Raw genomic sequence first — 16,468 nt, 5'->3', positions numbered from 1 at the left:
GTAGCCGAGCGAGAGGTCCCAGATCGATGTACGACAACGTTCTCGTCCCGACAGACGGCAGCAGCACCGTTCGCCAGACGCTCGAGCACGCGCTCCCGATCGCCGAGACCAACGACGCGACCGTCCACGCGCTCTACGTCGTCGACACGCGCCTCCTGCAGGCGGCGACCGACGGAACGCGAGCGGAGATCGAAGCCAACCTCGAGGGAGAAGGCCGAGACGCCGTCGCAGACGTCGCTGACCGGGCGAGCGAGGCCGGCCTCGAGACGGTCGAGGAGGTCAGACACGGCACGCCGGACAAGGAGATTCTCAGGTATGCCGACGACGTGGACGCCGACCTGATCGTCATCGGGACACAGGGGAAGAGCCCACGGGAGAAACAGATTTCGATGGGCAGCGTCTCGGAGCGGGTCGTCGACAACGCGTCGGTTCCCGTCTTCGTCGTGCGAGACGCGAGCGACGAGTAACGGGTCCTCGAGCCGATCGATTCTGTTTGTCGTCGCGTGCTGATCGTGAGAGCGCCCCAGCGACCGACAAGCGTTAACGCATTAACTCCCGTCAGAGGTTTCCGCCGGCAAAAAGAGTTTAAGCCTACTAATTATATCTAATTACACCCTATGTCCGAGAACTTCCCCGAGTACGTCGACGTCGACTACGACGATGGCGACGGCGAAGATCCGGCAGACTACCCGCGTCTCGAAGACAAAATCGAGAAGGCGATCGAGGTCACCCAGAAGGGCCTCGAGGAGTACGAGAACCCCGCCGTGATGTGGACCGGCGGCAAGGACTCGACGCTCACGCTCTACTTCGTCAAGGAAGTCGCCGAGAAACACGGCTACGACCTCCCGACGGCGATCTTCATCGATCACTTCCAGCACTTCGATGCGATCCACGGCTTCGTCGAGAAGTGGGCCGACGAATGGGACCTCGAGGTCGTCTACGCCCGCAACGAGGATATCGGCGACTACGTCGACGAACACGGTCTCGAACCGGGCGACGACGTCCCCGTCGCCGACCTCTCGGAGCACAACCAGCACCACGTCCGCGAGATCCTCGAGTACGAAGAGGACACCTTCCCGTTCCTGCTCGACACCTACGCGGGCAACCACCTGCTGAAGACGGTGGCGCTGAACGACGCCCTCGAGGACTTAGGCGTCGACGGCGTTATCTCCGGCGTCCGCTGGGACGAGCAGGAGGCTCGCGCCGACGAGACGTTCTTCTCGCCCCGTCACGATCCGGACATCTACCCGCCCCACGACCGCATCCAGCCCATCCTCCAGTTCGACGAGGCCGCCGTCTGGGAGGCCTTCTGGAACTACGTCGTCCCCGACACCGTCGAGGCGTACCCCGACGACGGCTACGTCCCACAGGGCGACGACGACCTGCCGAACGACCTCACCCAGGACGACATCCCCGTCTCGCCGAAGTACTTCGCCGGCTTCCGTTCGCTGGGCAGCGAAGTCTCGACCGAGAAGTCCGACACCGAACCCGCGTGGCTGCAGGACCTCGAGAGCACGACCGAACGTGCGGGTCGTGCACAGGACAAAGAGGACCTGATGGAGCGGCTGCGCGACCTGGGTTACATGTAACCCAAACTGGACTCCTCCGGTTCGAAAGCGACGATTCTCTTCGCATAGAGCGGTCTCGAGTCGGTCGTGTCGACGGCCGTGTCGACGGCCGTGTCGTTCCCCCTTCGCCGACCGAAACCGTCGAGAACGGTCACGAACGGGACGAGGACGCCACGGCCACGGAGTTCGTCCCGTCTGACGCCACTGGACTGTGAGCAGTCATACTGCTGGACAAAACGGTTCAGGCATCGATCGCACTCGAGACGCTGTCGCCAGCGGCGACAGACGGCGAGACGCGATCGAGTAGTCACTGACCGTTGTCCAGTAGTAACAGGATCGCGGCGATCGCCGACGCGTACGGCGAGTACGTCCGGATAGAAACGCTCGGTGGAGTTCCGAACGCGATACGGACGGTCGCGAACGCGTTCGACGGATAATCAGTGCGTCGCGCGGTACTGGCCGTGTGCGACGCCGATACCCAGCATAATCAGCCCGAATACGATCATCGACGGCGCAACCATCATCAACACGGTGTCGGCGGTCATCATCGGCGCGGCGAGGAGGCCACCGACGCCGATCCCGATCACGACGACGAACGCGATGGCCGTCTTGGCTACGTCGAGTTCCATATCTCGAGGTTAGGAGGTAGCCTACCTAATGGTATCGACAGCGGAGAGTCCATAGGGAAAACCGTCCATTACCCTCGCTCGGACGGTCTGACGAGGTTCGCCAGCGCGACGACGACGCCGAAGAACCAGCCCAGCGGGAACGAGAAGCCGAGCCACATCCCCGCGTAGGCGGCTCCCTCGAGCGTGTAGTTCGTCCGGAGGAACTCGTTGACCCCGCCGACGAACAACACGTTGTCGAGCAACCACGCCGCGAGGTCGTAACTCGGCTCGAGGACGTACCCCTCGAGCGACGGCGTGACGAGCGCCGCGACGACCGGCGGGAGGAACAGGGCCGTCATCGCGAACGGGTACGCGAGGGCGACCGACGTGCCCCGGCCGCCGACTTTCGAGAACGTCGCGGCGAGTGCGGTCGCGACCGTCGCGACGCCGCTGGCCGCCGCGACCGCGACGACCGCGTCGAGGGGGATGTCGATCTGTTCCATGTACGACATCGCCCCCCAGGCGACCGTCAACAGTCCCCAGCCGAGCAGTGCGACACCCGTGACACCGAGGATGCCGAGACGAGTCGTCGTCGAGTCGAGTTTCGCCGCGTAAAAGCGGGTCGCGAAGCCGATGACGGTCAGCGGGTAGAGGAGGAGCAAGCCGACCGTCCCGAGGACGCTCCAGAAGTGGTAGCCAATCTTCTGTGGAAGCGTCTCGGGTCGCCACTTGCCCATCACGGAGTGGCCGCGGCCACGCTGGCGAGGGAAAACGATCTCCATCCACGCGCCGTGTAACCGCTGCAAGTCGACTTTCACCGCGCCGACGATGCCACCGCTGTTGCGTGCGCGGGTAGCCATACCGAACCCGTGACACCGGCGTACCGTTAACGTTCCGGCTTTTCTCGGCACGAAGACAGTCACGTCGACTGACTGTTCATCGGTTCCAGGGACCGAAGTCCGGATCGACCTGGCGATCCGTGCGGTCGATCGCGTCGATCATCTCGACATCCTCGTCGTCTAGCTCGAGGTCGAGCGACCGCCAGTTGTCCTCGACGTGGGCCTGACTCGTCGCCTTGGGGATCGCAGTGATGCCTTTCTCGCGGAGCCAGGCGAGACTGACCTGCGCCTCGCTCGCGTCGTGTTTGGCCGCGATTTCCTGGATCTCGGGCACGTCGAAGACCTCGCCGCGCGCCAGCGGCGAGTAGGCGACGACCTCGACGTCGTGGCGCTCGCACGCCTCGCGAAGCTCCTCCTGAGGGTGCAGCGGGTGTAGCTCGACCTGGTTGGCGAAGATCGGCACGTCGCAGACGTCGACCGCTTCCTCGAGGAGGTCGGGCGTGAAGTTGCTGACACCGACCCGTTCGATCAGCCCCTCGTCGTACAGCTGTTCGAACGCCGGCAGCGTCTCCTCGGCGTCGTACGGACCCGCCGGCCAGTGGACGTACAGCAGGTCGACGTAATCGACGCCGAGCCGATCGAGACTCGCCCGCGCCGTCTCGAGGACGTCGTCGGACGCCAGGTTCGAGTTCCAGACCTTCGTCGCGAGGAAGACGTCCTCGCGATCGACGTCGGCAGCCGCGAGTCCGTCACCGACGGCCTCCTCGTTGTCGTAGGCCTGTGCGGTGTCGACGTGGCGGTAGCCGACCTCGAGTGCGGTCTGGACGCTCTCGGCGCACTGCTCGGGGTCGGTGTTCTGCCACGTGCCGAGTCCGAGGACCGGCATGCCGTTGGCTGTCGGGTAGCGATCGACGGGGATCTCGTCTGTCATCGCCGACGGGTAGTCGACCGGTGGGAAAAGGGGTTGGGATCGCGGCCAGCGGTTCGCCGTCCGACAGGGCGAGTCGCTCTCGAGTACGTACTGGCTATTGTCAGATAGTATCAGTACTTCGGCTCCGCACCCGTGACGTCGTACAGTCGGTCCATGACGGCGTCGCGCTCTTTTTGCCAGGCGTCGAAGTAGGCCGGGTCGCCCGGGTAGGAGTCGTAGACGTCTTTGAGATCGGCGGCGAGACTCTGGACCCTGTAGAGTTCGTAGAGGACGTCCCAGTGGCCGAACGTCTTCAGGATCGTCTTGAGCTTCAGGCCGAGCCCCATGGAGGCAGTGCCCCGTTTCCCGATGGCGTCGACGAGTTGCTGGCCGGGCAACGAGGTGATCACCGAGACCAGTTCGTCGACGTCGTGAGCGCCGCCGAAAATGTTGTAGAGGTCCATCGCGGCGAAGCGCTTGCCGAAGCCGGTCTGGACGCGTCGGTTGTACTCCCACAGCGCGGCCTCGCCGACGTCGCCGTCGCCGATCGCCTCGATGGCGACCTCCGCCGCCCAGTGGCCCGCCTTCGCCGCGCCCGGAATCCCGCCGCCGGTACAGGGATTGACGTGGGCTGCGGCGTCGCCGACGGCGACGTACCCCGGATGGACGGCCGAGTCGTAGGGCCGCCGGGTCGGGAGAGCGGCACCCAGTTTGTCCGTCACTGTCGCGTTCCGGAACTCGGGTCGGGTCTCGAGGTCGCGTTTGAGGTCCTCGACGAGTTTCATCGGCGGCTTGTTCATCTGAAAGCCCAGCCCGGCGTTGATCTCCGTCGAGGAGCGCGGGAAGTACCAGAGGTAGCCCAGTTCCTCGGTGGGCTTGAACACCAGCGCGTCGTCCCAGTCGACGGGGTCGTCGACCTCGAGGATCTCACGATAGGCAGAGCAGAACTGCTGGTAGGTGACGTTGGTGTCGAACGTCGACCCGGAGAAGTCGATCCTGTCCTGGAGCAACGAGAGCGATCCCGCCCCGTCGACGACGACGTCGGCCTCGTACGTGACTGGCTCTCCGTTCCGCATCGCCGTCACGCCCTCGACCCGATCGTCGGGCTGGACGACGTCCTGAACGACCGTCTCGTAGTGGATCTCCGCGCCGGCACGGTCGGCCTCGTCGAGGAGCACCCGCCCGTACGTCCAGCGGTCGACGACGCCGCCGGACTCGTCGAACGGGACGTCGATCGACTCGCCGGTCTGGGGATTCTCGAAGATCGCCCTGCTGATGTTCCGGTTGGTAAACGCCTCCTCGTCGAGCCGGTCGCGGTCGACGACGTCGGGAAACGCACTCGCGCCCTTGATTCCGTCGCCACAGGCGATGTGTCCCGCCTCCTCCTCGGTCTTGCGCTCGAGGAGGACGACGTCGACCCCTTCCTGGGCAGCGGTCGCCGCGGCGAAGCAGCCGGCGGTTCCGCCGCCGATGACCACTACGTCGTGACTTTCCGTAGACATCTCTATCGCTCCCGGAGCGGTCCCACGATAAAAAATGGGCAGGATCCGTTCTGACGCCGGAAAAACGACGAGAAACGGGTCACGAGACGACCTGCCACGTCATCAGTCACCGTCTCGCGTCGCCAGCCTCGGTTCGGTGCCGGTCACCACTCTCGTGCCCGTTCTCGAGGTCACGCCGTCGACGGCGCGGGCGCTACTCCTGGGACGTCGGACCGCCCCCGCTTCGAAACCCACAAACGGCGAGCGACCGAACAGGCGAGCAATGGAGCCACTCGAGCGGTACCGACCGATCGTCGACGACTTCGAGGCCTTCCTCGAGGCGTGTCGGCGACCGCTCGGCAACGCCGTCCGCGTGAACACGATCAAGGCGAGCGTCGAGCGGGCGACGGCCACGCTGGACGAGGAGGGCGTCGAGTACGACCAGGCAGCGTGGAACCCGCGGGTCCTGCGTCTCGAGACCGACTCGCCGGGGTCGACCTGGGCGTCGTACCACGGGTTCACGCACGGACAGGAGGAGGTGTCGGCGGTGCCGCCGGTCGTCCTCGACCCCGAGCCCGGCGACCGGGTCTGGGACGCCTGTGCCGCTCCGGGCGGGAAGACGACCCAGCTCGCGGCACTGATGGACGACCGGGGAACCGTCGTGGGCAACGACAGCAACCTCGGGCGACTCTCGGCGCTGCGGTTCAACGCCGAACGCCTCGGTGTGACCTCGATCGCAGTGACCAACCAGGACGCGCGCAACTTCTCGATGAAGCCCCTCGCGTTCGACGAGTTCGACCGGTCGCTCGTCGACGCGCCGTGTTCCTGCGAGGGAACGATCCGGAAGAACCCCGACGCGCTCTGTGACTGGTCCGTCGGTCACGTCAAGTCCGTCTCGGGCATCCAGAAGGGGATCCTCCGGCGGGCGGTCCAGGCCACCCGCGAGGGCGGGTCCGTCGTCTACTCGACCTGTACGTTCGCCCCCGAGGAGAACGAGGCCGTCGTCGACTACGTCCTCGAGGAGGAGGACTGTCGCGTCGTCGACGCCGACGCCGACCTCGAGTACGCGCCCGGACTCACCGAGTGGGACGACGAGGCGTACGACTCGAGCCTCGAGCGGGCGATGCGAATCTACCCACACCACAACGACACGGGCGGCTTCTTCGTCGCGAAACTGGAGGTGACCGCCTGATGTCGGGTGACGCGGGCGACGGCGACCTCGAGGAGAACGTCGGCCAGCGGTTCGATCGACTGCCGGCGACGGCCGACGAGCGGACCGTCGAGGGACGGGTGAGCCGTGCGGAGACCCTCGAGTACTTCGCGGACCGGTTCGGCATTCCGCCAGAAACCTTCGACGACCACACGTTCTGGGAGAAAGGAGCAGGAAAGATCTGGATCTACGCGGGCGAGTCGCCGACGCCGGTCGAACTCGAGGCACTCGGGATGACCTGCCTGCGGACGCGCCAGGAACACTGGAAGCCGACGACCGACTTCGTCCAGCGCTTTGGCGGACACGCGACCGACTGCGTGATCGACCTGACCCGCGAGCAGGCGCGGCGGTTCGTCGCCGGCGAGGACCAGGACCTCGAGTGGGACGGCGACTGGGGGTACCTGATCGCCGCCCACACGGTCGCAGGCGAGCGCGAACCGCTCGGCGTCGGACTCTACCTCCACGGCGAGTTGCGCTCGCTGGTACCGAAAGGGAGACGGCGCGACCTCGCCGGTCGAACGTAGCGGAGCGGCTCGCCGTTCGGCCGACGTGACGTCGCCACGTAGTATCTTGTACGTCGACGTCGTACCGTCGTGACATGAACCGATCCATCGAGTCGGTCCTGATCCCCACCGACGGGAGCGAGGGCGCACTCGCCGGTGCGAGGCGGGGGATCGACCTCGCGAGCACGGTCGACGCAGACGTCCACGTCCTCTCGGTCGTCGACGTGACCCACGCCGCCGAAGCCCTCGAGTTCGACGGTGACGGCCAGTCGCCGCTCGAGCGCGAGGCCGAGCGAGCGGTCGACGCGGTCGCGACGCTCGCCCGGGACGCGGGCGTCGACGCCACCACAGCAGTCGAGCGCGGCGTTCCGTTCGAGATCATCGGCGCGTACGCCGACGAGCACGACGTCGACGTCGTCGCGATGGGGACGAAAGGCCGGACAGGCCTCGAGCGGGTCCTACTCGGCAGCGTCACCGAGAACGTTCTCCGGACGACGAGTTCGCCGGTACTCGCGGTCCCGCCAGCAGCAGGCGACACGCCAGCAGACGGCTACGACTACGACGACGTTCTGTTGCCGACCGACGGGAGCGAGACGGCAGCGGTCGCAGTCGAGTGGGGCGTCACGCTGGCGGACGCGTTCGACGCGATGGTCCACGCGCTGTACTCGGCCGACACGAGCCGGCTGGTGAGCGGCGAGGGAGCAGACGAGATCTTCGAGGCGCTCGAGTTACAGGGGAAGGGTGCGCTCGCGACGGTGCGAGAACGCGCGCTCGAGGCAGACGTCAGCGTCACGGGAACGGTGGCCAGCGGTCCCCCATCGCGGGTGATCCTGACGTACGTCGAGGACGAAGACGTCGACCTCGTCGTTATGGGTACCCACGGGCGGTCCGGCGTCAAACAACGCCTTCTCGGAAGCGTCACCGAGAACGTCGTTCGCAACGCCTCTGTGCCGGTGTTGTGCGTGCCGATGGCCGACGGGGAGCCCTAACCGGCCGCGACAATCCCTTCAAATATGTTGGGTGTCCATCAAGCGTTTTGCCCTGGTGTCACGTACCATAGTACTCGAGGGGATCGAAATGGTAGATAAACCACACCAGAACCTGGCGATCATCGGCCACGTCGACCACGGAAAGTCGACGCTGGTCGGCCGACTGCTGTTCGAGACGGGGAGCATCCCCGAGCACGTCATCGAACAGCATCGCGAGGAAGCAGAGGAGAAAGGCAAGGGCGGCTTCGAGTTCGCCTACGTGATGGACAATCTGGCCGAAGAGCGAGAACGCGGCCTGACGATCGACATCGCCCACCAGGAGTTCGAAACCGACGTCTACTACTTCACGGTCGTCGACACGCCCGGCCACCGCGACTTCGTGAAGAATATGATCACAGGGGCGTCGCAGGCGGACAACGCCGTCCTCGTCGTCGCCGCAGACGACGGCGTCGCACCCCAGACCCAGGAGCACGTCTTCCTGGCACGGACGCTCGGCATCGACGAACTGATCGTCGGCGTCAACAAGATGGACGTCGTCGACTACGACGAGGACCGCTATCGCGAGGTCGTCGAGGAGGTCAAGGCCCTGCTCGATCAGGTCCGTTTCGCCACCGAGGACGCGAGTTTCATCCCGATCTCGGCGTTCGAGGGCGACAACGTCGCCGAACTCTCCGAGAACACGCCGTGGTACGACGGGCCGACGATCCTCGACGCCCTGAACGACCTGCCGGAGACGGAACCCCCGACAGACGCGCCGCTTCGCTTGCCGATCCAGGACGTCTACACCATCTCGGGCATCGGTACCGTTCCCGTCGGGCGGGTCGAGACTGGCGTCATGGAAATCGGCGACACCGTCTCCTTCCAGCCCAGCGATGTCGGCGGCGAGGTCAAGACGATCGAGATGCACCACGAGGAGATTCCCCGCGCCGAACCCGGCGACAACGTCGGGTTCAACGTCCGCGGCATCGGCAAAGACGACATTCGTCGCGGCGACGTCTGCGGTCCGGCCGACGACCCGCCGACCGTGGCACGGACCTTCCAGGCCCAGATCGTCGTCATGCAACACCCCTCGGTCATCACCGCGGGGTACACGCCGGTCTTCCACGCCCACACGGCACAGGTCGCCTGCACGCTCGAGACGATCGACCAGAAGATCGATCCCTCGAGCGGCGAGGTCGAAGAGGAGAACCCCGACTTCATCCAGTCGGGCGACGCCGCCATCGTGACCGTCCGCCCGCAGAAACCGCTCAGCGTCGAGCCCTCGAGCGAGATCCCCGAACTCGGGAGTTTCGCCATTCGCGACATGGGCCAGACGGTCGCCGCGGGTCGCGTGCTCTCGATCGACGAAGGCTGAGTGCGAGACCTCACCCGTAGGAGACCTGCGTCGGCTCGCTCGTGAGGAATCGAGTGACCCAGTTGTCGAACCCCGCCTTCCGCTCGAGGAACGCACCGTGGCGGACCTCGCGAAACATCGCTAGCTGTGCGTCAGGGATCTCCTCGTGGGTTTCTCGGAGGATCGGCTCTGGAAAGTAGAGATCGTCGGTCCCCCCGATGACCAGCGTCGGTGCGTGGATCCGTTCGAGTCGCTCCCGGCTGTCGAACTCGAGGACGGCGTCGATCGAGACGACGACGTCGAGCGGATCGGCGGGGTTCGGCGGTCGAACGCGGCCGATCGTCCGCGAGAGTCGCGGATAGACCGCGCGCCGCCAGCCGGTGTAAAGTTCCCGGAGCAGTTCGCTGCGAAGCGCCGTCCAGTCGTGCTCGAGCGCCCGTCGGCGGTTCCGACGGATCGTCGGCACGCTCTCGGCTGCGACCCGACAGCCGGAGACGGCGAGGACGAGCCGATCGACCAGATCCGGTCGGTCGATCGCGAGGTCCTGTGCGATCAGTCCGCCCATCGAGGCCCCGATCACCGACGCGGGGCCGAGCTCCTCGTCGAGGACGCGGCCGTAGTCGCGTGCCATGTCCCGGATCGACGTTCCCTTGGCGAGTCCACGCGGTCGACTCACCAGATACACCGTGTGGTCGTCGACGTACTCACGGAGAAACGCCCGGAGACCCCAGGAGGCGAGCTGACCGTACTCGCCGTCGAACAGCGCGTCGCCGATGCCGGGAATCAGGAGGAGCGTGCGTGGGCCGTCGCCGACTCGAACGTACGGAAACTCGTCCAGCAACTGGCCTCGTTCGGGTCGCGAAGTATCCATTCGAGATCTCCCTCGTCGACCGTCGTACACCGGCAACGACCAAAAAGGCCCAGTCGTGGTTGCTCGAGTCGAACTCGCTGCCGATCGGCCGCGCCGTCAGATCAACGTTCGCGGACGGTCCCGCCCGACAGCCCCTCCCACTCGACGCGGTAGCCGAGCCGCGACAGCGCCGCGCTCGAATCCGTCAGGCCGGCGTCGTCGAGGATCGCCTCGGCGTCCCCGAGTGCCATTCCCGCCTCGAGGTCGTCGGCCAGGTCCTCGAGGACGCGAGGGCGGACCAGCGTCCGGCCGACGAGTTCGTGATCGGGAAACGACGCGTCCGCGAGCGCCTCCTCGCTGACGCCGCGTCGGGCCGCGAGGTCGGCGAGGGAGATCACGTCCTCGTCGGGCACGAGTTCGTCGGGCAGGGCGGCGGCGCTTTCGGCGACCAGGTCCCGTTCGTACTCCCGGAGAACGTCCACGACGTCCTTGACGCGGACGGTGTCGGTGTAGGGGATCGCCCGGTGGTCGCGAGCCGCGATCTCCTCGCCGACGCCCAGCGACTCGTCGACGGCCACAAGCAGGTCCACGTCTTCGACCGACTCGAGTTGCGAGAGCTTCTTCTCGACGTACTCGGGCGTCCAGAAGCCCATGATCTCGAAGTAGACGCGAAAGTCGCCGTCGCATGACTCGTTCGCTGCGCTCGAGTCGGGACGCCCGTAGCGGTAGTCGAACGCGAAGTCGGGGATCATCACCCGGGTTCCCGTCGCGAGCGGTTCGGGTTCGCGAACGAGGTCCCACGGGAGATCGAGGTTCGAAAATCGAGCGGCGAAGTCGGCCTCGACGCCGCTGTCGAACGACACCGTCGCGACGGGGGCGGCGTCGGGGACGCGAATCGGATCCTCGTGGGAGAGGTCGAGCGGACGTTCGGTGCCCCGGTCGTCGATCGTCGCCTCGAGGTGCCACTCCTCGGCTCTGGCTACCGTCCGGAGCAGGCGAGCGAAGCGCGTCCCGTACCGGCGCGTGGCCCGAAAGAGGTGCGTCGGGCCCGTGACGACGACCTCGCGTCCGGCTGCCGTCTTTCGAATCTCGTACATCAGCCGGAGGCGCTTGATCGCCGAGACGAGCGCCTTCGGATCGCTCGAGCGTACCCGGACTTCGGTCGCGTCGAACAGCGCCGTCTGGGCCAGCGAGAGGTTGTACTGGGCGACCAGGCCGTCGGGGTCCCACCGGGAGTCGACCGCCGCGAGGACCTGTCGCTCGTCGAGGTCGGCGTACAGCGACGCCTCGAGGTCGTCTGCCGAGACGCCGAGTGACTCGCCCACCTGCTCGAGTGCCGTCTCCCGCTCGTCGGCCGTCACGACGCCGACGGCCTCGGCCGCCCGGAACGTCGCTCGGCGCGCCCGGACGGGATCGATCGCTGCCCGCGTCTCGAAAGTCGACTCGCGCTCGAGCAGCGCCGCGAAGCCGCGGACGAGTTTGTAGTCGTCCGCGTCGCGCTCCAGATCGGCGAGCGCGGACTCGAGGCGCTCGCGCGATTCGCCGACGTGGCCCTGGAACGTTCCGATGACCCGGGCGGCAAGCGGCCGGTGTTCGCGTCCGGCGAACTGCGGGTGGAAGCCACCGCCGGCCCGAGAGACGCGCAACAGGTCCTTCGTCAGCATCTACTCACTGGTGGGAGCGACGTCGCCAAAAGTCACCCGGACGCGGCCGTTCGACGAGCACGGTTGCTGTGCGGCTGGTGCAGTCGGCACGATACTCGAGTAGTCCGGCAGTCGGATCAGTGACGGCGGTCGGCGACGCGTTCCTCGGCGGTATCGCCGCTGACGACCTCGTACAGCAGGGCGCGGCCGCCGTCGGCTTTCGGCCGGAGGATGCGACCGAGGCGCTGGGTAAACTCGCGCTCGCTGCCGCTGCCCGAGAGCACGACCGCGACGTTGGCGTCGGGTACGTCGACGCCCTCGTCGAGTACGTTCGAGGTCACCACGCGCGAATAGGTTCCCTCGCGGAACCGCTCCAAGATCTCTCGGCGCTCGCTCGCCCCCGTCTGGTGGGTGATCGCCGGGATCAGGAACCGCTCGGCGACGTCGTACGCGAGGTCGTTGTACGCGGTGAAGACGATGGTCCGATCGTCGCGGTGGTCGTCGAGGATCTCCTCGAGCGCGTCGACTTTCGCCTCGCTGCCGAAGACGATCTCGCGGGCGCGCTGTTTGGCGAGCAGGGCCTCGCGCGCCCTGGGATCGGAGCCGGAGCGTTTGACCAGTTCCCGGTAGTCCGAGCCGCTTCGAAGCTGGAGGTTCGACCGTGCGAGGTAGTTCGTAAACACCTCCTGGTTCCGGTCGTACTCCTCGCGTTCTTCGGGCATCAGCGACACCTCGAGTCGCTTGACGTCGTAGTCGGCGAGGTGGTCGCCGGCGAGTTCGTCGACGGCGACGCGGTGACAGCGCGGCCCGACGACGTCCTCGATCACCTCGTGTGCACCGTCGGGGCGTTCGAACGTCGCGGTGAGACCCAGCCGTGCGGGAGCGGCGAGCAGGCGGGCGATCTCCCGGTAGCCCTCGCCGCCGAGGTGGTGGGCCTCGTCGAAGACGACGCAGCCGAACCGGTCGCCGACGACGTCGGCTTTCAGGTACGCCGAGTCGTACGTCGAGACCGTGATCGCCTCGCGTCGCTGTTCGCCGCCGCCGAACCGTCCCACCGGGAGCGAAAACTCCCGCTCGAGTTCGCGTGCCCACTGCTCTAGCAGGTCGATCGTGGGAACGACCACGAGCGTCGGCACGGCGAGCCGTTCGATCGCCTTCAGCGCGGCGACCGTCTTCCCGCTGCCGGTCGGCAACTCGAGCACGCCCGCTGGCGCTCGCGTCGAGGTCTCGCGGCCGTCCCAGCGATCGGTCGCGAGCCAGTCGTCGAGCGCCTCGCGCTGGTAGGACCGCAGTTCGTACGCCGAGTGAAGCGCCGAGAGGGAATCGAGGTCGAGGACGCGATCGACGTACTCGAGGCCGCTGTCGTCCAGCGTTGCGCGGAGGTCGGCGTATCGGTACGCCGGCGCGCGACGGCCTCCCGTTCGCTGGTCGGCCTCGAGCCACGGGATCGCCTCGAGTGCGTCGCCGCCGTCGACGCGGATCGTCCCGTCTTCGTACTCGAGTTCGATCGGAGCCACGTCGTGTGGTCGGGGCGGCGCGTACATAGTTCCCGCGACCGCGGTGGATCGACTGCAGGTGGACCCCCACGTGCGGAAGGGGATGAGGATTTTGTCGGTGGGTGTCGTAGCACGGGCCATGTCGGTCGCGACATCCGGCCAGCGCCGGGCGGCCGTGACGCACGGTTCGCGATGGCGGATCGGCAGTTCGTCCGACGAGTACCACGTCGAACGTCGCAGTCGAGGGGGTCGGTGAACCGGTGTCCGTCCACGTCGACCTCGACCTCATCGCGCTCGTCGCGGCCATCGTCGCATTCGGCGTCACAGCCCAGTTTCTCGCCGCGAAGTACCGCGTCCCCAGCGTGCTGTTTCTCATCGTCGCGGGCGTCACCATCGGCCCCGAGGGACTCGGCGTCATCACGACCGACACCTTCGGGGAGGCGCTCTCGACGATCGTCGGGGTGAGCGTCGCCATCATCGTCTTCGAGGGATCGTTCCGACTCGAGCACGAGACCGTCCGAAACGCACCGCGGGCGGTCTGGTGGTTGATCACGGTCGGCGCGGCGATGGCGTTCGTCGGGACCGCCCTGACCGTCCGGCTCCTGCTCGGGGCGAGTCTGGACGTCTCGCTTCTCGTCGGCGCGCTGCTGGTCGCGACCGGGCCGACGGTCATCACGCCGATCCTCGCGGTCGTTCCCGTCCGCGAGGAGGTCGCGACGACGCTCGAGACAGAAGGGATCGTCAACGACGTCACCGCGGCGATCCTCGCGATCGTCCTCTTCAAGGCGATGACGGCCCAGGAACTCGCGCCAAGAGGGTACGTCTTCCTGTTCGCACAGCGCCTCGGGATGGGAATCCTCACCGGCCTCGCGATCGCGGGCGTCGTCTGGTATCTCCTCACGCGGGTCGACCTCCCGGAGCAGGCGGCACCACAGACGGCCCGGTTACTCGCGCTGGCCGGAGCAGTCGTCGCCTTTGCGATCGCGGACTCGGTGTTCTCGGAGGCCGGCATCGCGGCCGCAGCCACCGCGGGCTTTACCCTCGGGAACCTCGAACTCCCCCACCGGGAGAGCATCCTGCAGTTCAACCAGGACGTGACGCTGCTCGTCCTCTCGTTCGTCTTCATCACGCTCGCGGCGTTGCTCGAGTTCTCGGAACTCCTCGCGCTCGGCGTCGCCGGCCTCGCGGTCGTCGCCGTGTTGACGCTGCTGCTTCGCCCGCTGCTCGTCTTCGTCTCGACGGCCGGTGGAGGGTTCTCGACCCACGAACGGCTGTTCATCAGCTTCGTCGGGCCTCGGGGGATCGTCCCCGCATCGGTCGCGACCCTCTTTGCCATCCGCCTCGAGACGGAGACGCCGCCCTCCGATCCCGCGGGTGCGGAGGTCCTGCTCGGCACGGTCTTTCTGGTCATCCTCGTGACGGTCGTCGTCGAGGCGGGCTTCGCGAGACAGATCGCGGCCGCACTCGGCGTGATCCAGTCGGACGACTGATGCGGTCTGCTGTAACTATTTTCCGCAGCGACCGCGTCCCGTCGGGCGGTCGCTGCGGTAAGTACTTACAGCGGTCCGTATGAACCCGGGTCGTCGATCAGCAGAAATGGTGCGTTATAAGGGCCTCTAGACGGAACCACTCTGTATGGCAATCAAACCGGCCTACGTCAAGAAGACCGGGAACATCCTGCTCGAGCGATACCCGGACGCGTTTACGACCGACTTCGAACAGAACAAAGACAGCGTCGAGAAGCTGACCAACATCGACTCGAAGGGCGTTCGCAACCGGATCGCGGGCTACGTCACCCGCAAGAAGGGCGCACAGGTTCCGGCGTAAACTGGATTCTCGTCTCGATTCTCCGTCCCTCGAGTTGCGACGCCGTCCCCCGTCGACGCCGATCGCGAGCGTCGGCCACCGCCTCGTGTCCGGCGAGTGCCGACCGCGGCGTTCCGGCCGATGCAAACCGTGACACGACCCAAATGGTTTTAGACCACCGTCACCGAGGGCCGTCAATGGCAGTACGAGTTGGCGTACTTGGCGCGACCGGCGCCGTCGGACAGCGATTGATCGGACTCCTCGACCCACACCCCGACTTCGAGATCGCCGCACTCACCGCGAGCGACTCGAGCGCGGGCGAACAGTACCGCGACGTGGCCAAGTGGCGCGTCGACAGCCCCATTCCCGAGGACGTCGCCGAGATGACCGTCACGGCGACTGATCCCGACGAGGTTCCCGACGACGTCGATCTGCTCTTCTCGTCGCTTCCCTCGAGCGTCGGTGCCGAGGTCGAACCCGGCTTCTGTGAGGCTGGCTACGTGCTCTCCTCGAACTCCTCGAACGCGCGGATGGCAGAAGACGTGCCGCTGGTCATCCCCGAGGTCAACGCCGACCACATCGACCTGCTCGAGGTCCAGCGCGACGAACGCGGCTGGGACGGCGCGATGGTGAAGAACCCGAACTGCTCGACGATCACCTTCGTCCCCACGCTCGCCGCCCTCGCCGAGTACGGCCTCGAGACCGTCCACGTCGCCACCCTGCAGGCAGTCTCCGGTGCGGGCTACGACGGCGTCACCTCGATGGAGATCATCGACAACGCCATCCCCTACATCGGCGGCGAGGAGGACAAACTCGAGACCGAATCGCGCAAACTGCTCGGCACGTTCGACGGGGCCGAACTCGAGCTGAACGACGTCGAGGTCGGGGCCTCGTGTAACCGCATCCCGACGATCGACGGCCACCTCGAGAACGTCTTCGTCGAGACCGAAGACGAACTCACTCCCGTGGAGGCCGCCGATGCGATGCGGGAGTACCCCTCGATCGACCTGCCGTCCTCGCCCGACCAGCTCATCGAGGTCTTCGACGAACCCGACCGCCCACAGCCGCGACTCGACCGCACGCTCGGCGACGGCATGGCCATCGCCGCCGGCGGCATCCGCGAGTCGACGTTCGGTCTCCAGTACAACTGTCTCGCCCACAACACGATCCGCGGGGCTGCCGGCGCGAGCGTCCTGAACGGCGAACTCTTGCTCGAGAAGGGCTACCTCTAG

The 16,468-nt window shown here is 66.6% G+C and carries 16 protein-coding genes; 9 read left to right on the top strand and 7 right to left on the bottom strand.

All coding sequences use genetic code 11. From position 1 onward, the window contains the following. The first annotated feature begins 26 nt into the window (after window positions 1–26). Together MU558_RS14180 and MU558_RS14175 are read left to right on the top strand one after the other, a co-directional pair. Window positions 27–467: a universal stress protein gene (locus MU558_RS14180; RefSeq protein WP_246967338.1), complete on the top strand. Its 441-nt coding sequence runs from the start codon at window positions 27–29 to the stop codon at window positions 465–467. 150 nt (window positions 468–617) lie between these two features. After that, window positions 618–1,589, top strand: a complete 972-nt coding sequence (locus MU558_RS14175; protein ID WP_246967335.1) for a phosphoadenosine phosphosulfate reductase family protein — start codon at window positions 618–620, stop codon at window positions 1,587–1,589. 416 nt (window positions 1,590–2,005) lie between these two features. Here MU558_RS14175 and MU558_RS14170 read toward each other — a convergent pair whose 3' ends face one another. From MU558_RS14170 to MU558_RS14155, 4 genes are all read right to left on the bottom strand, one after another. Then, on the bottom strand, window positions 2,006–2,197 hold the full coding sequence (locus MU558_RS14170) for a DUF7333 family protein (protein WP_246967332.1): 192 nt from the start codon (window positions 2,195–2,197) through the stop codon (window positions 2,006–2,008). 68 nt (window positions 2,198–2,265) lie between these two features. Further along, window positions 2,266–3,036 carry a hypothetical protein gene (locus MU558_RS14165; protein WP_246967313.1) on the bottom strand — a complete coding sequence of 257 codons (771 nt, stop codon included), beginning with the start codon at window positions 3,034–3,036 and terminating at the stop codon, window positions 2,266–2,268. Window positions 3,037–3,112: 76 nt separating this feature from the next. Next, on the bottom strand, window positions 3,113–3,946 hold the full coding sequence (locus tag MU558_RS14160) for an aldo/keto reductase (protein WP_246967310.1): 834 nt from the start codon (window positions 3,944–3,946) through the stop codon (window positions 3,113–3,115). A 110-nt stretch (window positions 3,947–4,056) separates the two neighbouring features. Next, a complete protein-coding gene (locus MU558_RS14155) occupies window positions 4,057–5,427 on the bottom strand; it encodes a geranylgeranyl reductase family protein (RefSeq protein WP_486641995.1) in 1,371 nt (456 codons plus the stop codon). A gap of 262 nt (window positions 5,428–5,689) precedes the next feature. Here MU558_RS14155 and MU558_RS14150 point away from each other — a divergent pair, with 262 nt between their 5' ends. From MU558_RS14150 to tuf, 4 genes are all read left to right on the top strand, one after another. Continuing rightward, entirely contained in the window at window positions 5,690–6,598 is a 909-nt protein-coding gene (locus tag MU558_RS14150; RefSeq protein WP_246967307.1) for an RsmB/NOP family class I SAM-dependent RNA methyltransferase, read from the top strand. Continuing rightward, a complete protein-coding gene (locus MU558_RS14145) occupies window positions 6,598–7,140 on the top strand; it encodes a DUF7122 family protein (RefSeq protein WP_246967305.1) in 543 nt (180 codons plus the stop codon). Before MU558_RS14150 ends, MU558_RS14145 begins: the two co-directional genes overlap by 1 nt. Before the next feature lie 74 nt (window positions 7,141–7,214). Further along, window positions 7,215–8,108 (top strand): universal stress protein, encoded by an 894-nt coding sequence (locus tag MU558_RS14140; protein ID WP_246967302.1) that lies wholly within the window; start codon window positions 7,215–7,217, stop codon window positions 8,106–8,108. Window positions 8,109–8,196: 88 nt separating this feature from the next. Next, entirely contained in the window at window positions 8,197–9,462 is a 1,266-nt protein-coding gene (gene tuf / locus MU558_RS14135) for a translation elongation factor EF-1 subunit alpha (RefSeq protein ID WP_246967299.1), read from the top strand. 10 nt (window positions 9,463–9,472) lie between these two features. On the opposite strand, the gene MU558_RS14130 is transcribed toward tuf, so the two are convergent. From MU558_RS14130 to MU558_RS14120, 3 genes are all read right to left on the bottom strand, one after another. Further along, window positions 9,473–10,312 carry an alpha/beta fold hydrolase gene (locus MU558_RS14130; protein WP_246967285.1) on the bottom strand — a complete coding sequence of 280 codons (840 nt, stop codon included), beginning with the start codon at window positions 10,310–10,312 and terminating at the stop codon, window positions 9,473–9,475. Window positions 10,313–10,413: 101 nt separating this feature from the next. Then, entirely contained in the window at window positions 10,414–11,955 is a 1,542-nt protein-coding gene (locus MU558_RS14125) for a DUF790 family protein (protein ID WP_246967282.1), read from the bottom strand. Between the two features lie 116 nt (window positions 11,956–12,071). Continuing rightward, window positions 12,072–13,478: a DEAD/DEAH box helicase family protein gene (locus tag MU558_RS14120; RefSeq protein WP_246967278.1), complete on the bottom strand. Its 1,407-nt coding sequence runs from the start codon at window positions 13,476–13,478 to the stop codon at window positions 12,072–12,074. A gap of 212 nt (window positions 13,479–13,690) precedes the next feature. On the opposite strand from MU558_RS14120, the gene MU558_RS14115 reads away from it, so the two are divergent. The 3 genes from MU558_RS14115 to asd all read left to right on the top strand — a co-directional run bounded on the left by MU558_RS14115 (window position 13,691) and on the right by asd (window position 16,468). After that, window positions 13,691–14,920: a cation:proton antiporter gene (locus tag MU558_RS14115; protein ID WP_345781502.1), complete on the top strand. Its 1,230-nt coding sequence runs from the start codon at window positions 13,691–13,693 to the stop codon at window positions 14,918–14,920. A gap of 145 nt (window positions 14,921–15,065) precedes the next feature. Beyond that, window positions 15,066–15,257: a 30S ribosomal protein S17e gene (locus tag MU558_RS14110; protein ID WP_246967275.1), complete on the top strand. Its 192-nt coding sequence runs from the start codon at window positions 15,066–15,068 to the stop codon at window positions 15,255–15,257. A 176-nt stretch (window positions 15,258–15,433) separates the two neighbouring features. Continuing rightward, window positions 15,434–16,468 (top strand): aspartate-semialdehyde dehydrogenase, encoded by a 1,035-nt coding sequence (gene asd, locus MU558_RS14105; RefSeq protein WP_246967272.1) that lies wholly within the window; start codon window positions 15,434–15,436, stop codon window positions 16,466–16,468.

The sequence above is a fragment of the Natribaculum luteum genome (assembly GCF_023008545.1).
GTDB classification, from domain to species: domain Archaea; phylum Halobacteriota; class Halobacteria; order Halobacteriales; family Natrialbaceae; genus Natribaculum; species Natribaculum luteum.
This window is presented reverse-complemented; position numbering and strand designations above follow the sequence as displayed.

Bases quoted from the DNA above. Each gene is read 5' to 3' on its own strand.
- MU558_RS14180 (WP_246967338.1), top strand. From the start codon at position 27: ATGTACGACAACGTTCTCGTCCCGACAGACGGCAGCAGCACCGTTCGC.
- MU558_RS14175 (WP_246967335.1), top strand. From the start codon at position 618: ATGTCCGAGAACTTCCCCGAGTACGTCGACGTCGACTACGACGATGGC.
- MU558_RS14170 (WP_246967332.1), bottom strand. From the start codon at position 2,197: ATGGAACTCGACGTAGCCAAGACGGCCATCGCGTTCGTCGTCGTGATC.
- MU558_RS14165 (WP_246967313.1), bottom strand. From the start codon at position 3,036: ATGGCTACCCGCGCACGCAACAGCGGTGGCATCGTCGGCGCGGTGAAA.
- MU558_RS14160 (WP_246967310.1), bottom strand. From the start codon at position 3,946: ATGACAGACGAGATCCCCGTCGATCGCTACCCGACAGCCAACGGCATG.
- MU558_RS14155 (WP_486641995.1), bottom strand. From the start codon at position 5,427: ATGTCTACGGAAAGTCACGACGTAGTGGTCATCGGCGGCGGAACCGCC.
- MU558_RS14150 (WP_246967307.1), top strand. From the start codon at position 5,690: ATGGAGCCACTCGAGCGGTACCGACCGATCGTCGACGACTTCGAGGCC.
- MU558_RS14145 (WP_246967305.1), top strand. From the start codon at position 6,598: ATGTCGGGTGACGCGGGCGACGGCGACCTCGAGGAGAACGTCGGCCAG.
- MU558_RS14140 (WP_246967302.1), top strand. From the start codon at position 7,215: ATGAACCGATCCATCGAGTCGGTCCTGATCCCCACCGACGGGAGCGAG.
- tuf (WP_246967299.1), top strand. From the start codon at position 8,197: ATGGTAGATAAACCACACCAGAACCTGGCGATCATCGGCCACGTCGAC.
- MU558_RS14130 (WP_246967285.1), bottom strand. From the start codon at position 10,312: ATGGATACTTCGCGACCCGAACGAGGCCAGTTGCTGGACGAGTTTCCG.
- MU558_RS14125 (WP_246967282.1), bottom strand. From the start codon at position 11,955: ATGCTGACGAAGGACCTGTTGCGCGTCTCTCGGGCCGGCGGTGGCTTC.
- MU558_RS14120 (WP_246967278.1), bottom strand. From the start codon at position 13,478: ATGTACGCGCCGCCCCGACCACACGACGTGGCTCCGATCGAACTCGAG.
- MU558_RS14110 (WP_246967275.1), top strand. From the start codon at position 15,066: ATGGCAATCAAACCGGCCTACGTCAAGAAGACCGGGAACATCCTGCTC.
- asd (WP_246967272.1), top strand. From the start codon at position 15,434: ATGGCAGTACGAGTTGGCGTACTTGGCGCGACCGGCGCCGTCGGACAG.